The 26,794-nt window shown below is 37.3% G+C and carries 20 protein-coding genes; 3 read left to right on the top strand and 17 right to left on the bottom strand.

Features of this window, described 5'->3' with window-relative positions; genetic code table 11:
• Together VL121_RS12850 and VL121_RS12845 are read right to left on the bottom strand one after the other, a co-directional pair.
• Positions 1 to 408, bottom strand: a complete 408-nt coding sequence (locus VL121_RS12850) for a DUF4345 domain-containing protein (protein WP_325405888.1) — start codon at positions 406 to 408, stop codon at positions 1 to 3.
• A gap of 72 nt (positions 409 to 480) precedes the next feature.
• On the bottom strand, positions 481 to 1,065 hold the full coding sequence (locus VL121_RS12845) for a Crp/Fnr family transcriptional regulator (protein WP_325405886.1): 585 nt from the start codon (positions 1,063 to 1,065) through the stop codon (positions 481 to 483).
• A gap of 117 nt (positions 1,066 to 1,182) precedes the next feature.
• Between VL121_RS12845 and VL121_RS12840 the strand changes: the two genes are divergently transcribed.
• Positions 1,183 to 1,629 carry a hotdog fold thioesterase gene (locus VL121_RS12840; RefSeq protein ID WP_325405884.1) on the top strand — a complete coding sequence of 149 codons (447 nt, stop codon included), beginning with the start codon at positions 1,183 to 1,185 and terminating at the stop codon, positions 1,627 to 1,629.
• Between the two features lie 1,127 nt (positions 1,630 to 2,756).
• Here the strand turns inward: VL121_RS12840 and VL121_RS12835 are convergent.
• Genes VL121_RS12835 through VL121_RS12805 form a run of 7 tightly spaced genes read right to left on the bottom strand, consistent with a single transcriptional unit; the run spans position 2,757 to position 8,672 of the window.
• Complete coding sequence (locus tag VL121_RS12835) at positions 2,757 to 3,827, bottom strand: nucleotidyltransferase family protein (RefSeq protein WP_325405882.1); 1,071 nt, start codon at positions 3,825 to 3,827, stop codon at positions 2,757 to 2,759.
• Between the two features lie 9 nt (positions 3,828 to 3,836).
• Positions 3,837 to 4,589 carry a restriction endonuclease gene (locus VL121_RS12830; protein WP_325405880.1) on the bottom strand — a complete coding sequence of 251 codons (753 nt, stop codon included), beginning with the start codon at positions 4,587 to 4,589 and terminating at the stop codon, positions 3,837 to 3,839.
• On the bottom strand, positions 4,589 to 5,356 hold the full coding sequence (locus VL121_RS12825; protein WP_325405878.1) for a DUF6602 domain-containing protein: 768 nt from the start codon (positions 5,354 to 5,356) through the stop codon (positions 4,589 to 4,591). The genes VL121_RS12830 and VL121_RS12825 overlap by 1 nt, the downstream gene beginning before the upstream one ends.
• Positions 5,340 to 5,813, bottom strand: coding sequence for a Mov34/MPN/PAD-1 family protein (locus tag VL121_RS12820; RefSeq protein WP_325405876.1), 474 nt, complete (start codon positions 5,811 to 5,813; stop codon positions 5,340 to 5,342). Before VL121_RS12820 ends, VL121_RS12825 begins: the two co-directional genes overlap by 17 nt.
• Entirely contained in the window at positions 5,810 to 6,442 is a 633-nt protein-coding gene (locus tag VL121_RS12815) for a ubiquitin-activating E1 family protein (protein WP_325405874.1), read from the bottom strand. The genes VL121_RS12820 and VL121_RS12815 overlap by 4 nt, the downstream gene beginning before the upstream one ends.
• Complete coding sequence (locus tag VL121_RS12810) at positions 6,405 to 7,463, bottom strand: hypothetical protein (RefSeq protein WP_325405872.1); 1,059 nt, start codon at positions 7,461 to 7,463, stop codon at positions 6,405 to 6,407. Before VL121_RS12810 ends, VL121_RS12815 begins: the two co-directional genes overlap by 38 nt.
• Positions 7,464 to 7,466: 3 nt before the next feature.
• Positions 7,467 to 8,672 (bottom strand): nucleotidyltransferase family protein, encoded by a 1,206-nt coding sequence (locus VL121_RS12805; protein WP_325405870.1) that lies wholly within the window; start codon positions 8,670 to 8,672, stop codon positions 7,467 to 7,469.
• A 350-nt stretch (positions 8,673 to 9,022) separates the two neighbouring features.
• Between VL121_RS12805 and VL121_RS12800 the strand changes: the two genes are divergently transcribed.
• On the top strand, positions 9,023 to 9,670 hold the full coding sequence (locus VL121_RS12800) for a DUF6088 family protein (protein ID WP_325405868.1): 648 nt from the start codon (positions 9,023 to 9,025) through the stop codon (positions 9,668 to 9,670).
• A complete protein-coding gene (locus tag VL121_RS12795) occupies positions 9,633 to 10,832 on the top strand; it encodes a nucleotidyl transferase AbiEii/AbiGii toxin family protein (protein WP_325405866.1) in 1,200 nt (399 codons plus the stop codon). Before VL121_RS12800 ends, VL121_RS12795 begins: the two co-directional genes overlap by 38 nt.
• A gap of 39 nt (positions 10,833 to 10,871) precedes the next feature.
• On the opposite strand, the gene VL121_RS12790 is transcribed toward VL121_RS12795, so the two are convergent.
• The 8 genes from VL121_RS12790 to mobC all read right to left on the bottom strand — a co-directional run bounded on the left by VL121_RS12790 (position 10,872) and on the right by mobC (position 26,784).
• Positions 10,872 to 11,777 (bottom strand): hypothetical protein, encoded by a 906-nt coding sequence (locus VL121_RS12790; RefSeq protein ID WP_325405864.1) that lies wholly within the window; start codon positions 11,775 to 11,777, stop codon positions 10,872 to 10,874.
• Between the two features lie 69 nt (positions 11,778 to 11,846).
• Positions 11,847 to 16,901: a P-loop NTPase family protein gene (locus VL121_RS12785; RefSeq protein ID WP_325405862.1), complete on the bottom strand. Its 5,055-nt coding sequence runs from the start codon at positions 16,899 to 16,901 to the stop codon at positions 11,847 to 11,849.
• A gap of 640 nt (positions 16,902 to 17,541) precedes the next feature.
• Positions 17,542 to 18,603, bottom strand: a complete 1,062-nt coding sequence (locus tag VL121_RS12780) for a carbohydrate kinase family protein (RefSeq protein ID WP_325405860.1) — start codon at positions 18,601 to 18,603, stop codon at positions 17,542 to 17,544.
• Positions 18,593 to 19,732: a hypothetical protein gene (locus VL121_RS12775; RefSeq protein ID WP_325405858.1), complete on the bottom strand. Its 1,140-nt coding sequence runs from the start codon at positions 19,730 to 19,732 to the stop codon at positions 18,593 to 18,595. The genes VL121_RS12780 and VL121_RS12775 overlap by 11 nt, the downstream gene beginning before the upstream one ends.
• 2 nt (positions 19,733 to 19,734) lie before the next feature.
• The gene (locus VL121_RS12770) at positions 19,735 to 21,660 is read right to left on the bottom strand and encodes an ORC-CDC6 family AAA ATPase (protein WP_325405856.1); all 1,926 of its coding nucleotides are present in this window, start codon (positions 21,658 to 21,660) and stop codon (positions 19,735 to 19,737) included.
• The gene (locus VL121_RS12765) at positions 21,657 to 22,796 is read right to left on the bottom strand and encodes a phosphoribosyltransferase-like protein (RefSeq protein WP_325405854.1); all 1,140 of its coding nucleotides are present in this window, start codon (positions 22,794 to 22,796) and stop codon (positions 21,657 to 21,659) included. The genes VL121_RS12770 and VL121_RS12765 overlap by 4 nt, the downstream gene beginning before the upstream one ends.
• Positions 22,793 to 24,694, bottom strand: coding sequence for an HAD hydrolase family protein (locus VL121_RS12760; RefSeq protein WP_325405852.1), 1,902 nt, complete (start codon positions 24,692 to 24,694; stop codon positions 22,793 to 22,795). Before VL121_RS12760 ends, VL121_RS12765 begins: the two co-directional genes overlap by 4 nt.
• 98 nt (positions 24,695 to 24,792) lie before the next feature.
• Entirely contained in the window at positions 24,793 to 26,784 is a 1,992-nt protein-coding gene (gene mobC, locus VL121_RS12755; RefSeq protein ID WP_325405850.1) for a conjugal transfer protein MobC, read from the bottom strand.
• Positions 26,785 to 26,794: the final 10 nt, after the last annotated feature.

The following is a 26,794-nucleotide window of genomic DNA, read 5'->3' as shown; positions in this document are numbered from 1 at the left end:
TTATTCGGTGATGTATTTTTTATTCAAAATAAGCAGGGCTGCCGCAATTGTAAAAAAAGAGGATTCGATTATTAACCATTGCGAACCAAATGCGCCCAATGCTCCTTCTGTTGAGATGGTGATCATACGCGATACGGCATAGAGTCCCCAAAGCAAACAAAGAAATCCTAATCCTTTTTTTACATCTTTTTTCAGCAGGTAAATCAAACTGATAAAGATGGTTAGCCCTACACCACCATATACTCCTCTTATGGAACTGAATGCATCATTGTTACTGAGTTGAACATTCACCATATCCATTACAGATTGAGGGTTTTTTAATGCCATCAGACTTACAGATAACAGGCTTAACGCAGATAATGCGATAAAAGCCTTAGAGCTTGCCAATACGATTCTTTTTGTTTTCATTTTGCTTCATGTATTAATGATGCAAAATTGTTTCACCCTGCACTGATAATTATTGGTAAATACCAACATTTTTCAGATCCTTATTTTATTGATGAGTTTGCTGAAATTGGTGGGGTCTATTCCGAGGTAATTGGCCAGGTATTTATGGGGAACCAGTTGTAAAATGTGCGGACTGCGGTGTAAAAGCTTTCTGAATTTATCTTCAGAAGAATAACATTGTATTTCTGCCAGGCGTTCCAATAAACCGGACAATGCATGGGTTACACCCATACGCACCATCGTTTCAACAACGGGCCTGCTTTTCATAATGGCTTCCACTTCAGGATAGAGAGCTCTTAAAAAAACAGACGGCGTAAGGGTTTCATACGTATAGCGCGAAGGCTGGCGCAGCATCATGGCATCCAGCACACCACCGAAAGAAGGGGCATAGGTAAAAACGAGCGTGGCTTCGCGATCCTGCTCATCATAATAATATACCCTTTGCAGGCCTTCCAGCACAAAGTATAAATATTTTTCTCTTTCTCCGGCCGCGGTAATGATCTCCTTTCTTTTTGCAGAGAAAGGCTGCCATATTCCGGCAAATGCATGCCAGTCTGCATCGGGCAGCGGATACACAGCCTGAATTAATTGCCTGAGTTGTAAAAGTTGATCCTGCATTAAAAAATTCTGTTGGCAATATTAAAAACATTTACTGATCAATGCAATCAGGAACATATAATTATCCTGAAAACAATTAAGTTTGAGTTCATTTAAAAAATGTAAACATCACCAGCCATGTCACATATCTGGTTTAAAAAAGAATTCTCGCTCCAAAAATTGCAGGCTATGAGTGCCGGAACAATGGGGGAGCATATTGGTATTGAATTTACTGAAATTGGCGATAGTTATCTGAAAGCCACCATGCCGGTAGACCGGCGTACCCGGCAGCCCTATGGTTTATTACATGGCGGCGCCTCGGTTGCATTGGCCGAAACATTAGGGAGTGTGGCTTCATCGCTGGTGTTAGATACCAGTGTGTTTATTTGTGTAGGATTGGAAATTAATGCCAATCATATCCGCAGCGCCCGGCAGGGATTGGTTACGGGCATTGCAACACCCATACATCTGGGCTCTTCCACCCATGTGTGGGATATTAAAATTTATGATGAACGCGAAAGGCTGGTGTGCATAAGCCGCCTTACGGTTGCCGTATTGAAAGGAAAGGATATACCGGTTACATAAGCTTTGCTTCGGCTTTCTGGTGCAGGTTGGATAGCGTTGCCTTGTAGATAGCCAGGCCTGCTGCCGTATTATTACTTTTCTCAAATTTTGAGTAGCAATAGTATTCCGTACTTCCGCGTTCAGGCAGGGTGTTCTTAATAACTTGAGGTATTCTTCTACTTCCAGATGTTGTTTTAATTTTCTTTCCGTTTGCAGATAGTCTTTCCTCTATAGTTATAGTAATTTTGTTTATCGGCTATGCCACAAACAAAACACCAAAAGTGCGGGAACAACTGTGGGTGATTTAAGGGAAAAAACAGTGAAAATAAGCGTAAAAAAGCGGTAAAAAAAAGCATGTTAAAAAAATAAAAACCCCTGAAAATCAATGATTTAAGGGGTTTTTAACGTGCCCAAGACTGGATTCTTTACTTATTGATAATCAATCTATTAATATCATTATGGGTGTAATTTTTCCAATTTGTAAATAATTTGTAATCAAAGTGTTCCAGTACATATTAAAATTCCAACATTTTTTAAAACAAATTTCTAACAAAAAAATCTTGTCAGAAATATGACAAAAAGCCACTGACATTTTGTTGTTAAGTTAAGTGGTTTACACAAAATAAAACAGTCCAAATCCATTGTTTTATAAGTTCCTTTCAACGACTCGCTTAGCACATCATATTCGCACGAATAGGTGACCTCAATCAATATGAATAGTGTTCTGTTGATATCAGATATAGGTGACCAATGACTTAAGGAAGATTATCAGTTATCATTTCAACATTCTCTTTCTCCAATATAAGAATAGCAATCTCTTGTCTTTATCTGGATTAACTAAAGCAGGGTTATACTTAAGTTAATTAAATTCTCCTACAAAAAGAATAATAAGGATATTATTACTGTAAAGCCAAAATATGCTTGGGTGACGTGACAGACTTGTCGTCGGTGATTTTGTACCAATGAATTTCTAGCAGAAACCTGTTGAGCTTACAATGAAGATCAGTGGCCATAAAAGTATTTGTGATTTTTGTCGTTATATGAGGATTACTGCTGAAGTGGCAGGACATTAAATAAGAGAAATTTGGTTACAGCGTGAGATATTGGGATTAGTACCTGAGGTGAATACTATAGTTAATTAATTCGTGCTATTTACCAAATGTATCGAATAAGGAATTAGGCTGATATTCATAATCCAGTACCACCTTAATGCATGCATCAATTATCGCGGCTTTACTTTCTACAGAGATATCCGTAAGAACATTATTTGTATTTTCTATACTCTTTATAACCGCTACATCTAAATTTTCGGCAATATGCTTTAATACCATAATGATTTTCCCAGTTAAGTTTCCCGGTATTCTGTACCGGTTCATTTTATAAGCGTCCAGTACCGGGTTTTCAAGCAAATGCGAACTTAATGGCAAGTTATTTTTACTCTTCCAGTGTTTTAAAATGATGACAATTCTTTTTTGTACTTCACTTAACCGGATGCTATTAAGTGCATGGAAATCGGTTTTCGTGTAACTTGAATTGTCTTTCCAAAAATTGTAATCATTGACATACAGATACCCTGATTTATTTTTACCATTGATGCTGCTCCTTTTTTTGGGAACTACATCAACTTTGTATTCCCTTTGGTTGACCTTAAAATACACTCCGACTGATACATGCTGATCTCTTACCCTGACGATAGAATAATCACCAATCTTTCCTTCCAAAAAGGCCGCTACATTGTCAAACATATCAGCGGTTGATCGAAAGCTGTTTTTTTTAAAAGCAAGAGCAATATCGATATCGAATTTATTTCTTAATGCTGTGCCTCTTTCAGTCGAACCAATTCTGAATGGTTCACTTGCTAGTTTTTCTGCATATTTATTTTTGAGTAGCCCAATTAGCTGATCAGCTTTCTGCTGGAGTTTAAGATAGGTAGCGTCTTCTTTATTTAATTTCAGTTTGCTGGCAACAGCATACAAAAAGGAATCCGTATTCAGTGGTTTTTCCAAGCTATTTTGATGATCCTCAATTGCGCCAATAAAACCGCCCCCAATGCCTCCTATTGCCGCTCCTTTTCCTGCCTCAAGTAATAATTCTTTCCAATTGAATTTTTGTTGAGGATTTGTTTCCATTTGGTTTAGCTGTTTTACTGCATTAATAATTGTCTTTACTAAACCAACCGCAATCGCACCCTCTACTGCATATTTTTTGGCTTTACTCATTTTGTTGATTTAATCTATATGTGGAGGAGTTTTTAATCCTGAAAGTGTGCTTTCCCATCCTGCAATAATCTTTTTGCATTCTGTATGCATGGTATTAAAAAAATCTCGGTATGAAGAAAAGTTTACAGAATGCTTTCTTTGGAAACTATCAATACTGCTATCGATCTGGTGGTATGAGATTTCATAGTTATCTAAATCAAGAAAATGTTCCTTGAAAGTAAAAAAAATAAAATCTGATTCTTTCTTCTCATAAAAACCGTTCATTTGCGCTTCATCAAATCGTAGTGATTCTTTATGTAACTCTGTAACCATATCATGGCTTAACCTCATTAATTCCCGCCCTATTTTGTAATTCCGTTCTATCAGCTGTGTAAGCCATTCCAATTTAAATTTTTCCTGAAATTCCTCCCAACTGAGTATTGACACATTCGATTTAACTATTGCTTCATAAGCCCCCTTTTGAAAACCTGCTTTTGAAATAATATATCCCCGGCTGGCCCCTGAGTCATTGATAATTGTTCTGAACGCATGAATTACAGTTTGTGGAACAGGAGATTGCCAATATTTACATTCGCAAATTATTTTCGAGTCAAAAGCTGCTTTTCTTTGGGCGTGTACGTCGACTTCGACCTTTCCTCTCACAGTTTCTATAGTTTTTTCAATTTCTGTATCAAACCCGCATTCAGATAAAATAGTGGCTGTAAACGTCTGTAACTGCTTCCAGTCAGACGGGGTGAGATCATATATTTTTAAGGTGTTCATTACTGTGATTTTAACTGGTCAATGTATTTATTTAAATCAATTGCCCTTACCGTTCCCAACTTTTGAAGCTCAGCTACCAATTTTAAAAAGAAAAATATCAGGCTTTCTCCTTTTGTACTATAGTGAACATTGACAACTGGGTTAAGCTCATCCTTTGTGTCCACTTCTGTAACAAAAGAGCGATCATTTAACACACAGCCAATATTTATTAGCTCTTCAGCCGTTGATTCCGTTATCACTTTTTCAAAATACTGATTTCCCTTTATTGAATTTTTCCAGCCATTATCTAAACAAAGAAAACCACCAAGCGTTGTAAATACCTGCGCCGCAGGCCTTGGAGTACCTTTGTCAATAATTATAGCTGATGTTTTTTGTAACTTTCTTACACTGGCAATTTTCTTACCTGCATATTCGGCCAAGCCCTTTTTTATTTCCTGTTTTGTTTCAAAGACAGCATATACACTTTCTGCAGGTATATAAACGGTGCCTTCCTCATTAAAAATAAAAGGAGTATACTGGCTATCATAAATCACCACATCAATCTGCTCGCTTGTATTGCCCAAATGATCGATAACAGTAGCTTTTGCAACCGTGTAACGTTTGGGCAAGTATTTGCAGAGAAATTTTATCCAAATATTTTCTGACCCATCTCCTTTATCAACCGGATGTTTTATTGATTTCCTGAATGTTTTCAGCTGGCTAACCATTGTTGCCTGCAGACCCAGAAACATTTGTTGCATATCAATTTGGTCATTCTTTTTCTTCATATCTATATACTTTATTGTTATTGTAGACAAAAAATGCAGGGGCACATTTTTCTTTGCATATACTTATTATAAGCAATATCGGGTTATTGATAAAAACTCTTTTATCCTGTACTATTTCCTGCAAGGCCTTCATATCAGTTGCGCTTGGAATGGCAGGGTTATCAGGATGCGTATGCCATTCTCCTACATACACCAAAGGAGGAGATTGCCTATATAATCTTTCAAGTATTTTCTTCAGTCCTTTATTTCTCCTTTCAAAGCTAAACCTGGATGATCTAAATTCCTCCGGTATTACCGTTTCGCTAATTATCACCGTTCTATTATCATCGGCATAATATCCTACCAGTATTCCGCCGAACTCCTTCGGATGCCATTGTACACCATATTTACAAAGCTTTTCAAGTAACGCATCCTCCATTTTTATGACCAATCCCTTTTGCTTATTGATGAGTTTCAAAACTGGCTCAATTTTATTGTGAAGCCTTTATCAGATTGAGTTGACAGGAAAAAATTCCTAACCGGCAAATCGCTCTCAAAGCAAGTATTAATATGTTTTATTGCGTATTGTACTAAAACGGCAATATCATTGTAAGAAGCTTTGAAAGTGGGGCTCCAGCAACCGGCTGGGTTATAGAGATCTTCCACATCATTCTCCAGTTTCTCAAACATTTCCATCGCCCACCGATATGAATCAGGACTAACTGAACACACCAGTTCCTTTGCATGGTTAGTTATAGACAGATTAAATATTTTACACCGCGCAGATAATTGATCAAGGATATGGGCTACGTCGTTATCGGCCGTGCAATCAAAAATTATATCATATTCGTTAAGCGACTGTGTAAGTGTATCCTTCCAGCGATCATCATTGATGCCAATTTTGGCAAAATCAATAAATCGTTGGTTGGTTAACACTTCTGCAAATGGTGATATTGCCGTCAGTTCCATTGAAAGATCGCTTACCTTATCGAGGATACCGCTGGAGAATCTATAATCTGATCTGCATACATTTTCCGGTTCTTTCCCATCATGATCGAACAATACGATATTAGTACAACCACCCCTGACAAGCGTTGTCGCCAGCATGCTCCCTATTGCTCCAATTCCGATTATAAGTTATTTTAATGCCCGTTAATGTATCATGCAGTTTCCCCCGTCCAAAGAAGTATTTATAGGAGCAATTACGGGTTTCCGCCCAAAGGATTCCCTGGTCACGTAATCTCCCGATCCAGGTTCCCAGCCCCAGTACTTTTTCGCCGTAAGTAGGAAAATGATTAACAGGTATCTGAGTCGCCTGCCAGTGTATTTCGGTATCACTTATTTTATAACCGAGTAATAGAGGAATTTCCAGTTCCTTGTTTCTATTGCCAGCGTAATCTTTACTTGTCCTATTTAAAAAGCTCAGGAATTTCTGACTTACCAAAGATTGTAATTCCTGCCAGTTATTTACTGCGAACCTTCTGTTGCGAACAGGAGGGTTTTCAATATAACCAAATATCCCTGTTTGCCTTGTCAGCGCTTTATACGCAGTATTCCATTTACAGGATGCCGTTATCTTGTCAATAATAAAATCCTGCACCAGGTTGGTGACAGTATGTTTTTCTTTTAGGATGCCTGTGGCAAGCGTTGAATAAGTGAATCGGCCGAACTGACCTTTATGAAAATCATAATCTACCTCTGTAAACAAGAAGACAGGATTCAGCCCGGCATTTACGTGTGGTGAAACAATGATATGTTCATTATGAGTGTCTTTCTCCTTATTGATATAGTATTTCGTGATCCAGTGTTTCAGTGAATTAAAATCCAGTTGTAACTTTCTTTCCATCACCGGGCTATGAAAAGTATGTACACAAATGGAACCGTCACCATTTACATGATCAAATTCCAGTAAGTCCTTGTTGACAAACCTGATAGTTTCTGTATCATGAAATTGTAGCGGATATTGGGGGTATATGGAGACATCGAATTCAATTCTGTGTTCATTCACGGTCAGGGCAACCCTGCTCGTTACTGTTAAGGCATTTTCATTTTCTTCAAATGCTTTAACAATTTCCGCATAATCAATATTCGTTATGACGTTAACTATTTCATTCAGCCGCTGGCTCATTTTTTATCCGAATCTGGTTGGTGGGGGAACAGACATTCCTTTCTTTTTCTCATCATACTTATCACTTTTCTCATCATCGCATGGAAACTTTTCGTTTACCATATAATATAGCTTGACATTGTCACTGTTCTCCTCAATTCTTTCAATCATATATTTCATATCATCACTTAAAACTCCTTTTTCAAAATCAGTCAGAGTATCAGCCACATCATTGCCGCCATTTCCGGGATCTGGTAACGCAATATCTTTTACCTCATCCCTTATAAACTCCATCACTGCTTTCAATTTATCCCATATCTCCCCGGCAATATCTTTCTTATCAAAAGCTTTTATGGTGATTAGTTCCAGGAAAAAAGATTTTGGTCCATTGCCCTTGCATATTTTCCATACTTTTAGCAACCGGGTTATCTGCCTGACGGAACTTTTTTCTGCATTGTTTCTGATGCTTTCAATCTGCGCTTTCACATTACTGCGGAGACGATCACTTCCACTTTCAATTTTGCCAAATTGTGAATAGACGTACAGGTTGAGTTTGTCATCTTCTGTATACTGCTTCTGGTTTAGCTCCCGGCCCGGCACCACATCAATTTTGATCACATCACCATCGACATCTGCAAAAAAATCTAATCCAACCGAAACTTTCTGTTTTCTTACCGTGGCTACGTTCTTGTATTTTTCATATAAAAAGTCGTGCACCCCGGTATACATTTTTTCGAGTGTGTCAAATGCATCCCTTTTAAAAGGTGCCATTAAATCAAAATCGAATTTCTTGTTTACCGCAGTGTTTTTTGCATATGAGCCGGAATTAAAAGGAGAATATATATCGCTGCCATACTTTTCCTCCAGCGCCTCTTTTACTTCATTTCTCTTTGCAATATGCTTATCAAGAAGTCCCTGCTCTTTACTGATCTTGTGTGAACTAAGCACACATTCCAAATGTTTGTTTTTGTCCGTTGCCATCTTTTTAGTTTTAGTATATGAATTACCCTCCGGGTATTTGCACCTGGCTTTACTATGATCAATTCCAAAAGAGAGGGGAAAAAGAAGGAGAGATGGTGTTTCCGGTACACGATTTGCCCTTACATTCGCGGTCGTTAAACCATAATCCCTCAAAGGATTTGAACCAATGCTCGTCAAAGTATTATTTTTTTCGCTACTATTATGCCAGTTCGTTCGAGCTGATCCAATTTGGCAGTTTTTGATATTCACCTTTTGGCCTTGGCAGTTGTGGATTACAGCGGAAAGTGAAGCCTGTAAAGAGTTCTAATTTTTTTAGCGTTTACAAGCTAATTTTATTGGGAAACTGAATTTTTCTCCCTTCTTTGTTTTGGCAGTCTCTTTTATGACATTTTTTCACTTTTTCTTAACAAATCTGTCAAAGACATAACTGGTAAGGCTTCTTGGCGGATAAGAATCGTTGCTAAATGAATATTCAAACTTTCCTGTTTGCATTTTGGAAATAGAAGCAGAAGGTCTTATAATTAGACGGTATAAGTCATTGTTTACCATCAGGAGATTGATTTTTTGTTATAATTTTATACTATATTTGTAACAAGTAAATGCAAAATTCAACCCATGATATTATCCATAAAGTAGTCGCAAAGGCTAAAAAGGGAAGCCTCCTTTTCCCGGCTGATTTTAAGGGCTTGGCGGACGATGCTGCGATCAACATGGCTCTGTCAAGGCTTAACAAGGAAGGAGCGATTAAACGTCTTGCGCACGGTATTTATGTTATACCGAAGTACGACCCACTGCTCGGCCTGCTGTATCCCGGTATGGAAGAAATTGCGAAAGCCATTGCTGACCGGGATCGTGCCCGTATCCGGCCGACAGGTAGTTTTGCACTTCACAAACTGGGATTGAGCACCCAGGTGCCGATGAACCTGGTATACCTGACGGACGGTGCGCCCCGGAAAATTAAGATTGGCAAAGGGAGTATCAGGTTTATAAAAACCACTCCGAAGAAACTGATGCTGACAGGCCCGATTTCCAGCCTCGTTATACAGGCACTGGAAGAACTGGGTCCCAAGGAAGTTACCCCGGATATGGAAAAGAAGCTGAAGGAACTGCTGAAACAAGAAACGAAGAGAAACCTGATTAACGATTTCAAGTTTGCCCCGGCCTGGATTTGTAAACTCATGGTTGATTATACACAATTAAATCCTTTTCATGACGGAACTGCTTCGCTTACCAGCCGAACAGCGTAAGCTGATTTTTACCAATGCGGGTTTCCAGGCGGGACTGCTGGCAAACGTGGTCGAAAAAGACTGGTGGGTAACGCTGGTGCTGAAAGCTGTGTTCCGGACGGAGTACGCACCACACTTATTATTCAAGGGCGGTACTTCACTCAGCAAATGCTGGAAGCTGATCAGCCGCTTTTCCGAGGACATTGATCTGGCAATTGACCGTGACTATCTTGGCTTTGGCGGAGCAATCAGCAACAGCAAGATTCATGAACTGAAAAAAGCGGCCTGTGCCTTCACGAGTTTTCAATTGAAGGATGCTGTTGAAAAGCAACTCCTGGAATTGGGAGTGCCAGAAGGTATGCTCACCATCACGCATAGCCCGATTAAACCGGAGTTACAGGACAAAGACCCGCAAGAGTTGCAGATTGAGTACCCTTCACTATTTGAGCCGGTGGAATATATTTCCAACGTGGTGAAAGCAGAAGTCAGCGGCCTTTCACTGAAAGAACCTTTCTCTGCCTGCCTGATTCAATCAGTAGTGGGTGAACAATATCCCGGCTATCCTTTTGCCGGGGAGCCTTTTGAAGTAAGTGCCGTTGATCCGAAACGCACCTTCGTGGAAAAGATATTCCTGCTGCACGAAGAATTTCAGCGCAAAGAAAAAATGCGGGCTCACCGCATGTCCCGTCATTTATATGATCTTGAAATGGTCATGGATACTTTGCAGGGTTGGGATGCACTGCAGGATACAGCACTTTATGCTACGGTTATTGAACACCGGAAAAAGTTTTATAAATTAAGTGGGGTTGATTATGAAACTCATCATCCGGATACCATCCTGTTCATACCCCCGGAAAAGATATTGAAGGAATATGACCAAGATTATGCTGTCATGAGAACGCAAATGATACAAGGAAACCCGCCCGAGTTTGAAGAACTGATCAGACGGCTGGAAGAGCTTACCGACCGGTTGCGGAGGCCGGTACACTTCGCCAACCGTACTATTGAAGAAGTAATAGCCGCAGCCCGTCTAAAAGATCCGAAAGATTCTACCAGTCCTAATTTCATGATTGAGGGAGCAACAGTGACCATCCCGGTTGACTTTGACGATTTCCGCTACTCCGTTGTTTTTACCAGAATAAATACGGAACTGGTAGCAAAGGCAGTGGGGATCGTAAAATAATCCTCTATCAAAAACAAAAAATACTGAACAGGATTTATTTTAATCAAATGGCAAGTTCCTGAAATCAACATCCTGGGGCGATATGTTTTTATCCCAAAAAATTCCCGCATTGCTCACCTTACCGATCTGGCCTGCCGTATACCTGACTACCGAATTATTGTTTACTTCCTTTACGACAAATGGAATGACATTTTCAAATTTCAGAAATTGATCCACCACGTTCGGGTGAAAGGCGAAGTTGCAATAATGTTTATCAGAAGCAACACTGGGATACAGGATGCAATCTTTCCATGTATCCTTATCAAACAGCAACTGGTCAGCCAGCATTGATGTAATGGAATAAGGATATTTTTCTGTCACAAAAAGTCCGGCTATAAATTCATGCAGCAACACAAATTGTTTGGCCTTGCTCTTCGCATCCGCATTTGAATGGTTAATTGCATATTCGTATGCTCCTTTCGCCATATCACTCCAGATATTATCCGGCCTTAATGAGTTTGGCAGCAAAAGTCCCACTTTTATATTCCTTGTTGTCCCGGCTTTCCATATACTGAGATAGCCAGTTTGACCCACCTGGGGCTTGCTTTCTATCATTGCCGCAAACGGGTTGTTTGAGCAATAAAAAACTGATTTCCCTTTGAGATTTGCCCGGCCATTATTCTTACAAATAAGTGGAGACGGGCAAGAGTAGGTGCGAAAAAGATTAAGGTCTTCATCAACGATATTCATCCGTACACGATAAAAGTACAGCTGGTTAAATTGTTCGGGCGTCCGTGTTGTAAATATTGACGGTATTACTGTGGCGTATTGATCATAGGCCTTTTGAATATTCAGTAAAGAAGATTGGCTAAAGTCAATATTTTTTAAGGATTGAAGATTAGCCGCATAAACTTCAAAGTCTGGAATCTTATCCAAATCGCTATCTAAGAGAGTATTGATTGACATATTTCGCTTCTTTTTTAAATATCCCACTTCATCCCTAAAAGCAGCCCCTTCCCCTTTTGAATGAGGAGGTTAATTGTATTTTTTGTAGCTAATTACATTTTCCCGGAAAAGATAAGCTGATGAATTTCCAAGGTCTATCATTTTATCCAACAGCCATATAAAATTAGTAATCAGAGCTTGCCTGTTTTTTATTTCAGTGATATGGTTATAATAAAGAGATTTTATCAGTCGTTCACAAGCCACAGTATTGACATGGTTAATTTGTTCGGGATACTTTTTAAGCATATCTGTTATCCAAACTAGCCCTTCGGGTAAAAACACTTTCCTCCCAACAGTGGATAGTATTTTAATGACCGATTTGATATTTGTCTCTTCGAACTCGTACGCCATCTCTTTATACTGGTTAGTCTTTCCATCGAGTACACTGAAGTGGTCTCGTTCCTCAGGCCAAGAAATCTCTGTATCAAATAATAACTTAGATTTAAAATAATCTTTCTTGCTTTTGGAAACGATACTATACAGGTGATTCCATAAATCCCAGAACCTCTTTGTGACAATGTTTCTTAATTCCTTATTTGCATCATTTGAAACAAAATCATCTAATTTGTAAACTAAAAGATCAAGCGTTTTCGAAATAAAATCTAGGAAATCGGCTTTTTTGTGTAAATCCGTCTTTTTTATTTTGTAAGCCATTGACGTAAGCGTGTCGATTACTTTTTTTGAAAGACCTATTTCAGCGTTCAATAGTAATTCCGCTAAATATTTTTCAATATCAAATATTAGACGGTGATGAAGCTGTCTGTCTTTATTTCTTTTATAGGAAAAATTGTCCTCCCTGCTCAAATCCTCGGCAAGCAATTGAACAAACCTAAAAAGAAACTGGATGTATTCTTCTTCATTTTCTTCATACGGCATTATACAAAGTGCTATGGAAAGTAAATGTGCCCGTGAGTTGATAAAGGTGATTGTTGAAAAATCAAGTGGGGGTATTTCACCCTTCTTGGACAGATTTTCAACATATTCAAACTCTTTTTTTCTTGCTGCTTGCAGGCGATTAGTATCATGATCATCATAGAAGTATTGATTTTCCTTCTTAAAACGGCTGCAATGGATAACGATTCTCCATATTTTTTTAGTGATCACAGGATGCGGTTTTGCGAACGTCAATCGTACATAATCCGTTAGTTTTTCAATTTCATGTTCAGCAAAGGGTGCTATTAAAGCATACGCCATCATAAAAATAAGCTCGTTGATATTATCCTCTTCTTCAACAACATTAAAAAGGAGATGAAAGGAGTGTAATGCTACCTCTTTTTCCATCAGGTTATAATTACTACTCAACGAGAAATTTCTGGCGTTGGTCTCTCCAATTATGTAGCCAATAGTAGTAGTTAAAGTCTGCACGCACCAGCTCAACTCTTCACCTGACAAATGCTCGGCAAATTCTCTCAAACCTATTACGGCAAAAGTAACCGGCCGGTCATGCAGAATATCTATCTTTTCAAGAATTGAGTAATATAAAAAGTATTCCTTCCATGTATCAATATCCATTTGTTCTTTTCCATCTAATACTTTGCTTAACTTTAATGAGTAGCCAGAGGCTTTATTTGCGGCATCCATTTGCTCCTTCCCTGTACTCATAAACTCTACTATTGCCGTTTCATATTTGGGCTGTATCATAAACTGGCCCGAACCCTCTTCAAACTTGCTGACTTCCCATTTTCGTGTATCTATTTCGTTTAGTTTCTTCCTCCATATAACATCGTCCGGTTGTGCCTCATCCCACATTTTATCAAGAATTTCTATCAGTCGGGGGTTCAGTGTGCCTATTGTTAACTGATAATCCACGAGAAAATCCGCAAAACCTCTTCGGTATTTTGTTCTGTGTGGAAGCTGATTGGATTCCCACCTGATCTTTTGAGCAATTAATATATGATCATCATAAGGAGCGAGGGCTGTATTCTCTTGCAACGGTCTTGCTGATTCCCAAGGGAATATTTCCTTAACCTGTACTAAGGGTAACATTTCCTCTTCAACTTCTGTAGGATAGGCTATTGTTACACTGGATAGAACACCGGTAACCATTACCGAATTGCTATTACGCAAAAGGTAATTGTAAACAAGTTTTAAGGTTTTGCGGCTAGTTTCAGTTTTTTGTGATGCCAGGTCCAGCAAATATTTTTCAAGCGTCATTAATAAACATTCCAAAAGATAATCGGTAACACTAATTCCCCTATATGCTACCCATAATTCCCATCCTGCCCATTGCTTTACAATTGTTCCATCATTCATTGTTATATTCACTTCCGACATCTCATGTTTATAATGACATTTAGCATTTACATAAAAATCAACGGAGTAATTGATAAATTCGGTGATAAATTTTACTGCCTGAACAGGATGGAAGGTAAGAAGGTTGTAAACTGGAGTTTTATAAATACCAGAGGGGAAAAAACCGAATTTTTCGTTTATGCCCCAGCAATGGTCCCGGTGGATATAATCACCCATCACACGGGTAAAGCTCATATCGTTTTCGTCTAATTTGGGTGGTGCATATTTCCAATGTTTCCAGGCAGCTTCGATAATCAGGTCTGGTAAAACCAATGCAATTCGTTGTGTTCCTATGCCACTTAAAAACTTTTCGAGCACTTTTTCATAAAATGAATGCAGCCGCCAGTTTGATCTTTCGTCTTCTTCTTTGAGAGCCTTTTTAACCAGGCTGGTTATTTCATCCTTCACAATTGAAGGGAGATTCAGCAAAATTGAAATAATTAGTTTTTGATTACTCTCTGAAGACCTTTCCATCCAGAATTCGTCTTCTTTTTCAATTTGACCAATATAGAACAGCACAATATCCCTGACCGCGAACAATTCAGGCTTCTCTCGGGGATACTGGAATATTAAACGATAGTCCCAGTTATCAAGAAAGCTAAGGATAGAAAGTCGAAGATGATTTAAATCAGTCAAATGTTGATTAATGAAAACAAGCGCTTCTTCCCATCCTGAGCCTATCGGCAGCAATACTGGCTTTTCGCCAACCGAATAATTATTTTCCTTGCAGGATGTTTTAATTAAATGCAGGCAGCGATTCAAAAAACGTGCATTATCATCCAGCAATTCGTTTTGGAATGCAGTAAAAAAAGGTTTACTGTTATCAGATTTAAAAATTGCTGTTAAAAGTTCGTCTGCCCAATATCTTTCAATTGATTCGTTGGTTATCGATGATTTTATTAAGCTGTTTAATTTTCCTGGTTGATCAACCATGAAGTCTTCAACCCACAACCTGAATCCCCGCCGGATGGCGGGCTCATTGCCAAGTTCTTCAAAAAAGAATTTAATATCCGTATGGTCCTCATATTTAAAAGAAACATATTTTACAAGTGCCCAGTCTTCGAGTATATCATGGGATGGTGCATATTTTCTTTTTGTTCCGTCCTGAAAAATTATATCATCGTTTTCCAGTAAATCAACTGCCTCCTCGTCAATATCGGTTGCCTTAATAAACAGCGTCATTTCTTTAGCTCTGTTAACCGCTATGTTCATAAAAGTCCGATCTCGTTTGGCAGGCAATCCATTTGCCCTGTACGAGGCATTAGAAACAAGAGAGTTCCAAAGCTTCTCTTTGAACTTTGTTATGGAAGTGCCGGTAAAATCATCTGAGGACAGCGCCAGTGATCTGATAGTAAAGTCGAGATATTTAGGACTTCGCAAAAGAGATCTAATGTTTTCATTCTTTAAGGGATTGCTTAATACTGGAAAATGTTTTGCGACTTCTGTAAGTTCAGCATCCGATAATGGCAGGACCTCTGTAATTTTCAGGGTGGCTTGTTCGATACCAAATTTTTGAATAAGCAGTTCAACGGCATATTTGCGGGATGTCCCTATTACCTTAATATCCTTTTCCTTAGTTAGTGAAAGAAGTTGATTAAAAGCATTATCAGGATCTGCATCTTCCAATAATTTTTCAAGACTGTCAATAAAAATAATTTTTCCCGGTATCAGTGAAAGGCAGGCAAATACTTCCGTGAGCGACTGATGAATTCCCATATCAGAGAGGACATTTGCCAAATGAGGTCGGTTAAATTGATCAGCCCGAAAAACAAGGATGCTGGAATCAATAAAGCCGCCTGCAAAAATGTCTTTCACCACAGCAGATTTGCCAACACCAGGTTTACCTGTAACAATAACAAAATTTGACTCATTGGTCCCATTGACTATATCCTGAATCATGGTAGGCCGGGAAATATAAAACTGAGCGGTTGAATTACCAATCACATTCTTGATTGGTTTTAGTATCGCTTCACTGTCTTTTAATAATTTCTCAACTGACTTGTAGACTGGTTCCAGGCGGCTAAAATCGAAATAGTTGTAAAACTCCTTTCCTTTAATTGTTTCCTTTGTGAGACTCCCACCTGCAGGATTAGTTTTTGTAATAAAAGTGATTATACTGTTCCATATTTCCTTTTCTCCAGTTGTAATAGATGTATTCTTGGATAGTTTAATAAGATTTAAAATATACGTTTCATCTACACTGCCTTCATTTAAAAAATCATAACCAAGTACATCCAGACATTTAAGAAATTCCCATAAATTCTTTTCGCCAACAGCATTGTTATTGTTTGCCACCTTCAAAGTTTTTCTGAAAATATCTAGCCGCTCTTTTTTCTCTTTAATTCTGTTTACTTCGCTTATAAAATCAGTTTCTGAAGAATGGGTTTTTGCATAGTTAAGAATTCCCTTGATATGATTTTTTTCAATGTTGTTCAGCCTGTTTTTGATAATTAGGAGCCGGTCATTCATCTTGTTAAAAGCCGGCTTATTAAAATCACTCCAGAAAGCAAGTATTACTTCATTAAAGGTTTCGTTTTCTTCCGAAAATACAAGTGTATGTTTAGCCTGAACTAATAACTGATGGTTCCCGGATTTCGATTTTGCAATGACGAGCATATCGTCGGTTTCCCAACTCCTGTTTGAAGCCTGCAATACAATTTCTTCAATTTCGTTTTGAGGTATGCAGGGTGCATTTCCTTTTACAGCCATGGTTACTACAAATGCCGCCTGAATATATTGCTCAAAGTTTGTGCCGCCGCCGCCTTTTTGAAAAACTGTTCCTTTCTCTGACATTCAATGGTTATTTTTAAAAGTTATTCCTTGATTTGCAAAATGCCGACATGCCAGAACTCAAAACTGTTTGTAAAACACCATTGGCAAATTCATGAACAAAAAAATCTTTATCCTCAAAAGCATGTCTGATAAAAACATTGTAAACAGTACGCTTACTTACTTTATGTCAAAATATTTCTTTGCCTTATTTCTAATTTTAATCATTGCCTTAGAAATAGGGCTGTGATTCGCGTATCCCATTAATTCACTAATCTTCCAAGTTCAATCGTACCGTTTTTTAAGCAAATCACTATAATCTTTCCGAACCTTTCAGACAATTGTTTGGCTGTATCCCCTGCTATCTGCCCGGAATAATATTACCAGTACATCTAACTGTTCTTTCCCATAATCCTTGCGGAGCTGGCTAAGAATGCTAGATACCCAAACAAGTTGCTATCTTATTACTACGGGCTGTGTGTGGTATCAGGCTGTCTATATAGATGGTTGGAAACTCATTGAGAATCAGACTGTTTTCAACTTTCCCTTTTTGTTGACCTGTTTAACCAGGCGATTAACATAAAGAGACAATACTGCTCCATATATCTGTATCCTTTGCAGGTTAAAGGATTCATCTTAAGGAAATGTAAGTATTTTTAACACATTATAGCAGCTTTGAAAAATCAAAAGGTATATTATTTAAAAAAAATCCCGGCTCCTTTTTCTGTATGTCAATAGTTCCTCCTTTCACATATCCTCTATAAAGTCTTATTATTTCTGGATAAGTAAGATTATACATTAAACCCCTAGCACCGTAAAAACTACAATTTAAGGCGCTTAAGAATTGACCGAATACAAGAACTTGATCAAGTCTTGATGTTGTAAGAGATGGTAAACCCGACCCATCGAAATTTTCATATAAGGCATGAATCATTCCAGCGCTACACCAATCACCAGCACCTGCAGTATCTAAAGCATTTTCTATATGAATTGCGGCTAAAAACCTCCAATCATCAGTTTTATTTCTAAAAGACCGATATAATAATCCGTTAGCGCCCAATGTTTCAATTTCGATAGGTACTTGACGACTGGGGAAGAAATCTTTAAATCGAGGTAATCTGTCATTTGAAAACTTAAATACATCAGCAAGGGATAAACATTCCTTAAATTGTTTTTCATCGTTCATGGAAGAGGGCTCAAAGAATATTATACTTCCATTCTGTTTATAATGCCTGGCTAAATTAATTGAAGCCCTGCTTACTCTGTCTAAATAAAACACTTTAGGAATCAACGGGAATGACGATATTTCCTCAACTTTATTAGATAATATGGGTTTAAAGGATGGAAACCACACATTGGTTTTAGGGACACGAAATTCATATCTATGCTTCGGATTGTTTTCTGAATCCTTTAAAATTCTATGAATGATAATAGGAGTGCTTCCGTCTTCAGACTGACTGATTAAATCAAATTTTACTTTATGATTTTTAAGGTCTTCAAAAAGCAGCTTTGATGATGGTTTATTGGATAGCCTTGCGATAGGGTAACTTCTCCATCCTAAAAAAGATAGAATAGTTAAGACATTCCCACATGATCCTCCAGCCAAAAATTTTGGTTGCGTATTTGGATTGCCGTTCATAATTACGTCAAGGGCTACTAATCCTGCTCCAAAGCATATAGCCTTGGAGGATCTTTTCTTATTGATATTCAATTCTTTATGCTTCATTGTAGGGAATTCCAGCGAGCCAAATTTCGAATAATTTGTTGTGTTTTGCAATTTCTATTTTCTGCTCTTCAAAATCCTCACTAAGTTCATGACCCATTGATTCCACATGCATTATGCCAATGTTTGAACCTTCCTTCTTTTTTTCATAAACAGCCATAAAGGCCCCTATGGTAAGAAGTTTACTTGATAAAGCAGAAACAATAATTTTACAGCCGGATAAAAGTCTAAATGACTCATTGTATCTATGAATTGTTCCATTTAATAACCTGTAGACTTGGAAAGGATTGGATTCATCCGCATATACAATATTTTTTAGTTCAACATTATTATCATTCAAAAGCCGGTCCTGATATTCAATTATCAAATTATCACCTCTCCTAAGATTCTCACAAGGGAAAGGAAGTATAGGACAGATTTCGACAGGATTTAATTCAACTTTAATTTTGTCAAATTGGTTGGTTTGATTCTCTCCAAGGAGAGGTATCCAAACTTCTTTCTGATCAACGGTCTTATCAATTTCCTTTATTCTAAAACCGTAAATGTATGTGGCGGCTTCATCCGTTCCTTTATCCATGATCAATCCATCAAGGTTTGAGTTTTCTGAAACGATAACATGAAGATTCTTTTTTATTACATTAACATTATTGTATTGATCAACAAGATCAAGACACTTATTAATTAGAGGAATAAATATTCCTCTTGGCATAGCGCTAATGTCAATTACTATATCTGAATATTTTTCGAAAACAGAGAAATCTGGAATAATATAGGTAGCATTGATAGAAGCAATACTCTTATCGTCATCTGAACGTAGAATAATATTTTTTTCCTGCGGCCCGGAATATCCCGCCTTATTTAAAAAATTAGTTAACCGATCCAGATGCTCCTTTACTTTAAGTACAGGAGCTTCCTCCACATCTTCGGCAGATTTATAATAACGCAATAATATTGTATCTCTTTTCTGTTCAGATTTGAAAGAGTAAATGGATTCAATACCATTATTAGTTCTGGGATCAAATCCCATACCCATAATAAAAAGGATATCCGGCTTTGACTCTTCTTGATATTTTTTCCAAAAGGATTCAAAATTTGAACCAGACTTCATGAAATAATTTTCCCACCTTAGCATAGCTATACGTTAAGTTTAGGTTTAATAGTAATCCCATTATTTAGCCACCCTAATAAATCTTTTAGTGTCTTTTCCTTAAACTTGCCATTATTTAGGGGTAATTGATATTTTGCGCAATAAATCCTATTGATATACAAGATCATCCATTCCCTCCCTTTACATTTATAATTTAGTTTAAAATCTATTAGGTTATATGCTATACATATTGTTAAACACCTTGCCAGTTTATAATACTGATGATTTTTATCCTTCAATATTGTATCTTTTATTTCATTCCGTTGGGCCATCGTAATAGCTATTCCATTAATTCCAGGAGAATTCCATGCATTCGGAACGTATGTTTCAGAATAACAAAATTGGCCTATTGAATCCATCAACTTCTTCACATCATCAAACAAAGGAACATTCGTACTTAAATCTTTCCATCTTAAGCTCACAATCTTTTTTATAACTTCCTCTTGTTTTTCCGGGCTCAACCCAAGCTGATGATTTGAATTAATAATTTTCTTTACACTGTTGGTCTGAACCAGATCAAACAATTCACCTGCTATATTCAAAAACTGTTCAATATTGGAAGAAGCTAATCGAGATACGGTTGAAATCCCATAATAAAAAGGAATTTTGAATTCGTCGTGTAAAAAAAGCTGAGCAGCCACTTTTACATCATTCCCATTTTGATGCTCCAACGCCTCTACCTCCAGATCTTCAAATGCTAGTGTTTGCTGCACTTTATTAGAATCTCTATATATTAAAATTTCTAGAGCTCGCCACTCCACCAATTTATTATACTCGTCTTCATCAAGTTCTTCAGTTGTTTTAATCCATGGCACATATTTACTTGTGACACTATATTTACTTTTTATTCTGGCTTCAACTTTCTCCAATGCTTCCTTTATCACCGTCTGATATTTGTTAGACATTTTAATGGAAAGGAAACTAGCAAAATCCATTTTGTTCTCAAATGCTACTTCTACTCGTCTATTAGCCACGGATTTGGCGAACTTCTCAAACTGGACATGGCGTTTTGCCCAAAAATTCTCTAAAATGATAATATTATTATCCCTTCCTTGTAAACTTCCTTCAGACAATAGCTCTTCCATTGTTAAAGCTTTCAACCGCTCTGAAATCCATGTATTAACCAAGGGCCTTTTATCAATTACAGCCTTAACTAAAAAACCACGCTGTGAGACCGACAAATTATGAACATCATCAAGCATTACCACTACCTTGACATCAATGTTGTTGCCATCCAATTTTAAGTTGGATGGAGCTAACAAATCCAAAGGATAAAAAGAATCTCCGCCTCTCACTTCAGAGACATCTGAGTATATGCTATCAATCTGATCACTTATTTTCTCCTCTTCATTAGTAGCCCATTCATATAGTTGCAATGCGTTTTTTATGTCGCGCAAATGGACGGGGATATCAATATTATTTTCTTCCGTAAAAGTCAATCTTCGCAAATCTTGGGGATAATTAAGGTCTTTTGTTAAGCATATAGATTTAAGTACTGAAAGAATAATACGAGTATTTAATAATGAGCAAAACAATCTGATTTTCTGATTGCCGGGAAGATTCAAATACTCCAAATTTGTGTATTGATTACTAAAAGAAATCAGAGCCGCAGCAATGTGAATATCTCCTTTACTGTTAAACACTTCCAGTTCCGTCAATACATTAAAGAGTTCCTTGGCATGATCATCGTGATTTTTACTGTTTTTTATAGATGCTAGTATTTTGGGAGTAAACATTTTTAATAAAGTTGTCTTACCACCCCCTGGCGAACTTCTTAAAACATTAACAGCATGCCAAATTGGATAATCCTTAAATATCAAAAGAATCTCCGGGCTGAAAAGTTTAATAAATTTTTCTTCTGAATCAATATTATCAGAAGCTCTTGTATAAAATGGATTTATATCAACTCTCATATTTCTTTATGTCTTGGAATCCGTGGGAACAATCCGGTAAACTTTATCGATGCATCATAGGACCATAAAAGTGGAACAGAATTGTTGGGGGTATTGTGAAATAAGACTACTGGAAGCGCGCATTGTCCAAAGCCCATTTTTACACCACTACCACCTCCTTGTCTTGTATGCCCGTCTTCAAGGGCTTCTGCATCATAATAATTATCCTTATTACATAGATTTACTATTTCTTCGTCTGTTACCGGATTAAGTTTATCTGCATTGGGAATTATATGCAAACAAATCAATTCAGGTTTGCGCCCATATTGTTTTTCAAGTTCATTGAAATTATTTTCTATTTGATTTTTAGCTTGTTCCGTACACAAATATATAATTACATAAACCTTTAAATGATCAAGGTCAAAGACTTCTTTCAGTCCAGGGTTTTGAGATATACTTCTATAAAATGCTGCTATTTTCCCTTTTCCTATGGATTCGCCATCTTTTGTTACAAATTTCAGATACGAAGTCCCACTAGCAGAAAAATCATCTAACAAAAAAACATTTTTAAATTTTTGCTCAGCTTCCTCGATTTCCTTTGTACCTAGTATTTTTTCTAAATCCTTAATTAGTTCCTCCTTCATTTTTCCAGCCCTATCATCCGACAATTCATAGGTTTGATAGATTTGTTCATGTGAGATAACTCCCGTATTTGAACGCCTAAAATATTCCATCTTGGCGCCATCACTCATTCCACAGAAAAGAGACTGTCTGACAAGCCTTTTATATTCTTTTGATCCGATAATTTTCGCTACATCATATTCGGGAACATTAATTAGATCAGAAACATCCCTGAGAAAGTACTCTCTTATGACATCTGGAAAAGCGGACGAAACCAGAAGATTCATTTCAGCGTGAGAGATAAAAATAAGTTTTTCACGAATGAATTTTAACGCTACACTTTTATCAGCATCATTAAATTGATTAAGCCACAGAGCAAATCGTTCTATAAACCTCATTCCAGGTGAATACTGTTGATAGTCATCGTATTTATATTTTGCCATATTTTGAAAATATTTCCTGGCATCATCAACAACTTCAAAAGATGAACCATTTAATACATTTAGCATAAGGGCCTGAGCAATATCGTTTCTCATAATGACAAGGTAAAGTAAGATTTATTGAATTTAGCAGAATTGAGATATTCCAAACAAGAGAGAACACCTTTTTTTCCAACATCAGATAAATTCCAGCAAGTAACAGGATCGGACGATACTTCATCTACACTTAAGGAATATTCTGATCGCAGTAGTTCATAATCATTGCCTGGATACATTCCTTTATCACCGATACAAACATACTGCTCCGAAATACCTCTTTTGCTGCATTCTTCAACACAAAGCTTTATTATGTTTAATTTAGAAACTTCAGGTCTTGCAATAACATCCATTGAATGTCCGGACTCTAATACTTGAATATCATTTAACTGGAGATTTGCTATCATTTCCAAGATCATCTGTTTTTCCAAATTCCAATCTCCCTTATTATTTTTTTCAATTGTCATTTGCAATGGTCTTAATGACAGTTCTGAAGAAAAGTCAAATTGAGAATGACTCCTTATTGTATCTGAAATTAATTGTAAAGATTTTTTAGGTTTAGCACTTATGTCGGGTTGCGATTCATCTGTTAATTGGGCGATGACTCCACCATTATAATAACCGACAATGATGTTTCCCCAGTATTTCTTATCAATGCATTTAGCCAAATTTGCTCGCACTGATTTGCCCCTTCCTGTTACTATCCCAACAATGAACCCTTTTTTAGCATATGTATGCAAAGCCTCTATAATTTGTGGCGATGGCAATTTTTTTCTTTCTTCTTTTGTACACAAGGTCCCATCGTAGTCTAAAATGACCGCACCAAATTTACCATTATTCATTTTTTTCTTGAATTTAAATAAACTCTCATTCCAGTGGGTCAATTCCACTTTAGTTAGCTCTTCATAAGATTTTTTACGGGATTTCCTCAAAATAGCATTAATGCTCTTATAATCCCTCTTCTTATTTTCTAGCAGGGATAGATATCGTAAATTATAAAGTTTGCCCCCGTACGTCGGCACCCCAGGTCTACCTGGATCTATTCCAACTTTTTCGCCAACAGCGTTCACTAAGTAAAATGACTTTATAAGAAGATCAATCGTCGAAGTAGACAAATGATATCTCGTTTCCAAGACCAATTTTGGAATAGGATCTGGAAGCAGAGCCAAGGTTTTCTGAGCTAATTCGTTTTCTTCAGGCGTAATAAGTGCAACAACTGCTGACTGCCTCTTTTTTTTGTCAAACCAGTTATGTCGGCCATGTCCAAAATTTCGATAATCAGAAAATAAAACGTTTCCAAGCCCCGCTTCTGTAAATTTTGATTCTAAGTCAACCGCAACCGGTTGACTCCATCCCGCGTATAAAACTATTAAAGTAAAATCAGAGTCTAATTTTTCTACAAAATGCTTGATGGAGTCTATTTCCGAAGTTGATAAATAAAAGTCTTCAACATTATTCTCGAAACCAAACATTCTAGACAAAAGTGTAAAATATCCAATCAAAGAATTTGTAGCTAAAAAGCCATCCTTCCCTGCAGGACTATCGAGCTCTATAATTTTACTAATTGAATGATTTAACGAAATCGTTCTAAGTCTTGTATTTTTCTTCATACAAATACCAAAAACATTCTTAGCATCGTGCATTATTGCCCTGTTGTAGGCAAAAAGAATATCAGAATTTTTTCCGCTTGCGCTCAAGAAGAAGACATTAGAATCCCTTATTGATCCAGACGAATAATGTAGTTCAAGAGGCGTAATGGGCTTCGAAAATGTACCCTTAGACTGCTGTAACACCGAAAACATATGACAAGCGCTGAATGATCCTCCCGAGCCGACTACAAAGGTTGAAAAATTCATAATTTCTTCAATGTTATCTGTCAACTCCGTAATATCAACAGATTTTGCCCAATTATAAGTTTCATTAATGAAAGACAATTCTTTTTTAAAAGGTTTACCCATCTGAAGAGATAATTAATTTTGCATAATATAATAAAAGGACTGTAAAAATCATCTAACCCGCAATATTACTAAAATATTTAGCCATAGGGATTGTATTTTTAATCTTTATTTTTTTTTATTATCAGTCCTACCAAACCAGGGTCATTCATCATCCGTTCAATTTCAGCATTTATCAAATCCTCTACATCCTGTTTTATCTGCAAATAATTCCGCTGGATCATAGCGTTATCAATTTTCCTGACTTGAGGAATAGGCTTGTAGTTTTTCTGTTCACTTTGCAGAAAAGTATGATCATTTATTAAAGACGAATGGAAAGTTTTAAGTTCTATTTTATTGCCAGGATCATCCGCTACCATCCCCACGAACTCTCCCGAACTGAGTGCAGAAATTTTGGAAGCAGGTACCGCGGATTCCAGTTGTTTAGAACGGCTAATGGATGTATCCATCCTATTGATGGAGAAACTGGCTCTATCCTGCATAATCTTTCCAAACCGTTCTGACAATTGTTTTGCTGTATCTCCTGCTACCTGTCCGGAAATAATATTACCAGTAATGTTCATAATCACATCTGACTGTTCTTTCCCATAATCCTTACGGAGCTGGCTAAAATCCTGAATACCCAAACATGTTGCTACCTTATTACTCCGGGCTGTAGCAATCAGGCTGTCTATATTATTGAGATAGATGGTTGGAAACTCATCGAAGATCAGACTGCTTTTCAGCTTTCCTTTTTTGTTGACCAGCTTAACCAGGCGATTAACATAAAGAGACAATACTGCTCCATATATCTGTATTTTTTGCGGGTTATTGCCCATGCAAAGAATCTTTGGAGCGCCAGGGTTATTAATATCAAGACTGAAATCATTCCCGGAAAGGACATAGTATAATTGAGGAGAGGATAATCTTGCCATAGCTACCTTTCCCGCAGCAATTTGTCCTTCCAACTGTTCCATTACATCATTTAGGTAAGCGTTTATAAAAGGATTGATCAAGACATCTATTTCCTTTTCAGTCCTCAGTACGGAAAAAAGCTTGTCATAATTTACCTGCATCAGTTCTATGACATGCGGCAGTGTACAAAATTCTCCGTCCTGGTAGCGGCGCAAAAACCAAATGATCGCAGTCAAAAAGTTAATCGGCGATTCTACAAAGAAATCGCCTTGTCTTTTGATCCATTCCCGGTTAAGTCCCATTAAAATCGTCCGGGCTGATTCTGCAGCATCGGTGATATCGAGCATATTTTCTTTGTCCAGGGGATTGCACCGGTGGCTGCGGGAGAGATCATCAAAATTAATAACATAAAACTCAGGAGCTACTTTAAATTTATGCCTGTTCTTTAAAAAGTGATTATAGGCGATTACTGACAGGTCGTCAAATTTAAAATCGTAGACGAACATGGAAAACCCTTTAGAAAGATGTTGGGTAATTACATGACGGATCACAAAATAAGATTTGCCGGATCCAGGACTTCCTGCGACTAATAATCCCCGGAATGGATTGATAATATTTATCCAGCTTCGCCGGACTTTGCCTTTCAGATGATACTTTGCGGGCAGGTTAACCGAATATTCATTTTCTAAAAGTCTTTCTTCCTGTGGAAAGGTTTCATTTTCTTTATTGAAAATATCTTTATTATTAAACTGCAACCTGATTACCCGGCTCAGCAAAGTACCACCAGTGAGGATAAGAATATAACCCAGAATAGTTATTGTCATATAAGATAATGCCTGGGAAATAACCGGCATAGTTGGGAGCAAAATCAACTGGCTAAGTCCGTATATGCCCAATCCGGTAATTATATAAGCAAAGGCGATTTTGTAATTTAGTTTTTCATCTTTTTTCCCCTTAGCACCGAGAAGGGATATCATAAGCAGTCCGACTGCTATCCATTTAGAAAAATGAAAATTGTCAAACAACCCGGTTTTCTGAATGTTTTCGAGTAACCTGTCAGATATAGTACTGGTTAAATTCCACTGCTCAAATGCCCGGTAGCAATAGTAATAAAAGTGTATCCCCAGGATCACAATGCTGAACAACCTTGTCATATCCAGGATTTTCCTTAGTCCCTGTTCATTCTCGCCTGTACTCATATTGGTATAT

It is taken from the genome of Agriterribacter sp., from assembly GCF_035497235.1.
Taxonomy (GTDB): Bacteria; Bacteroidota; Bacteroidia; order Chitinophagales; family Chitinophagaceae; genus Agriterribacter.
The sequence above is the reverse complement of the archived record's forward strand: the minus strand, read 5'-3'. Positions and strand labels throughout refer to the sequence as shown.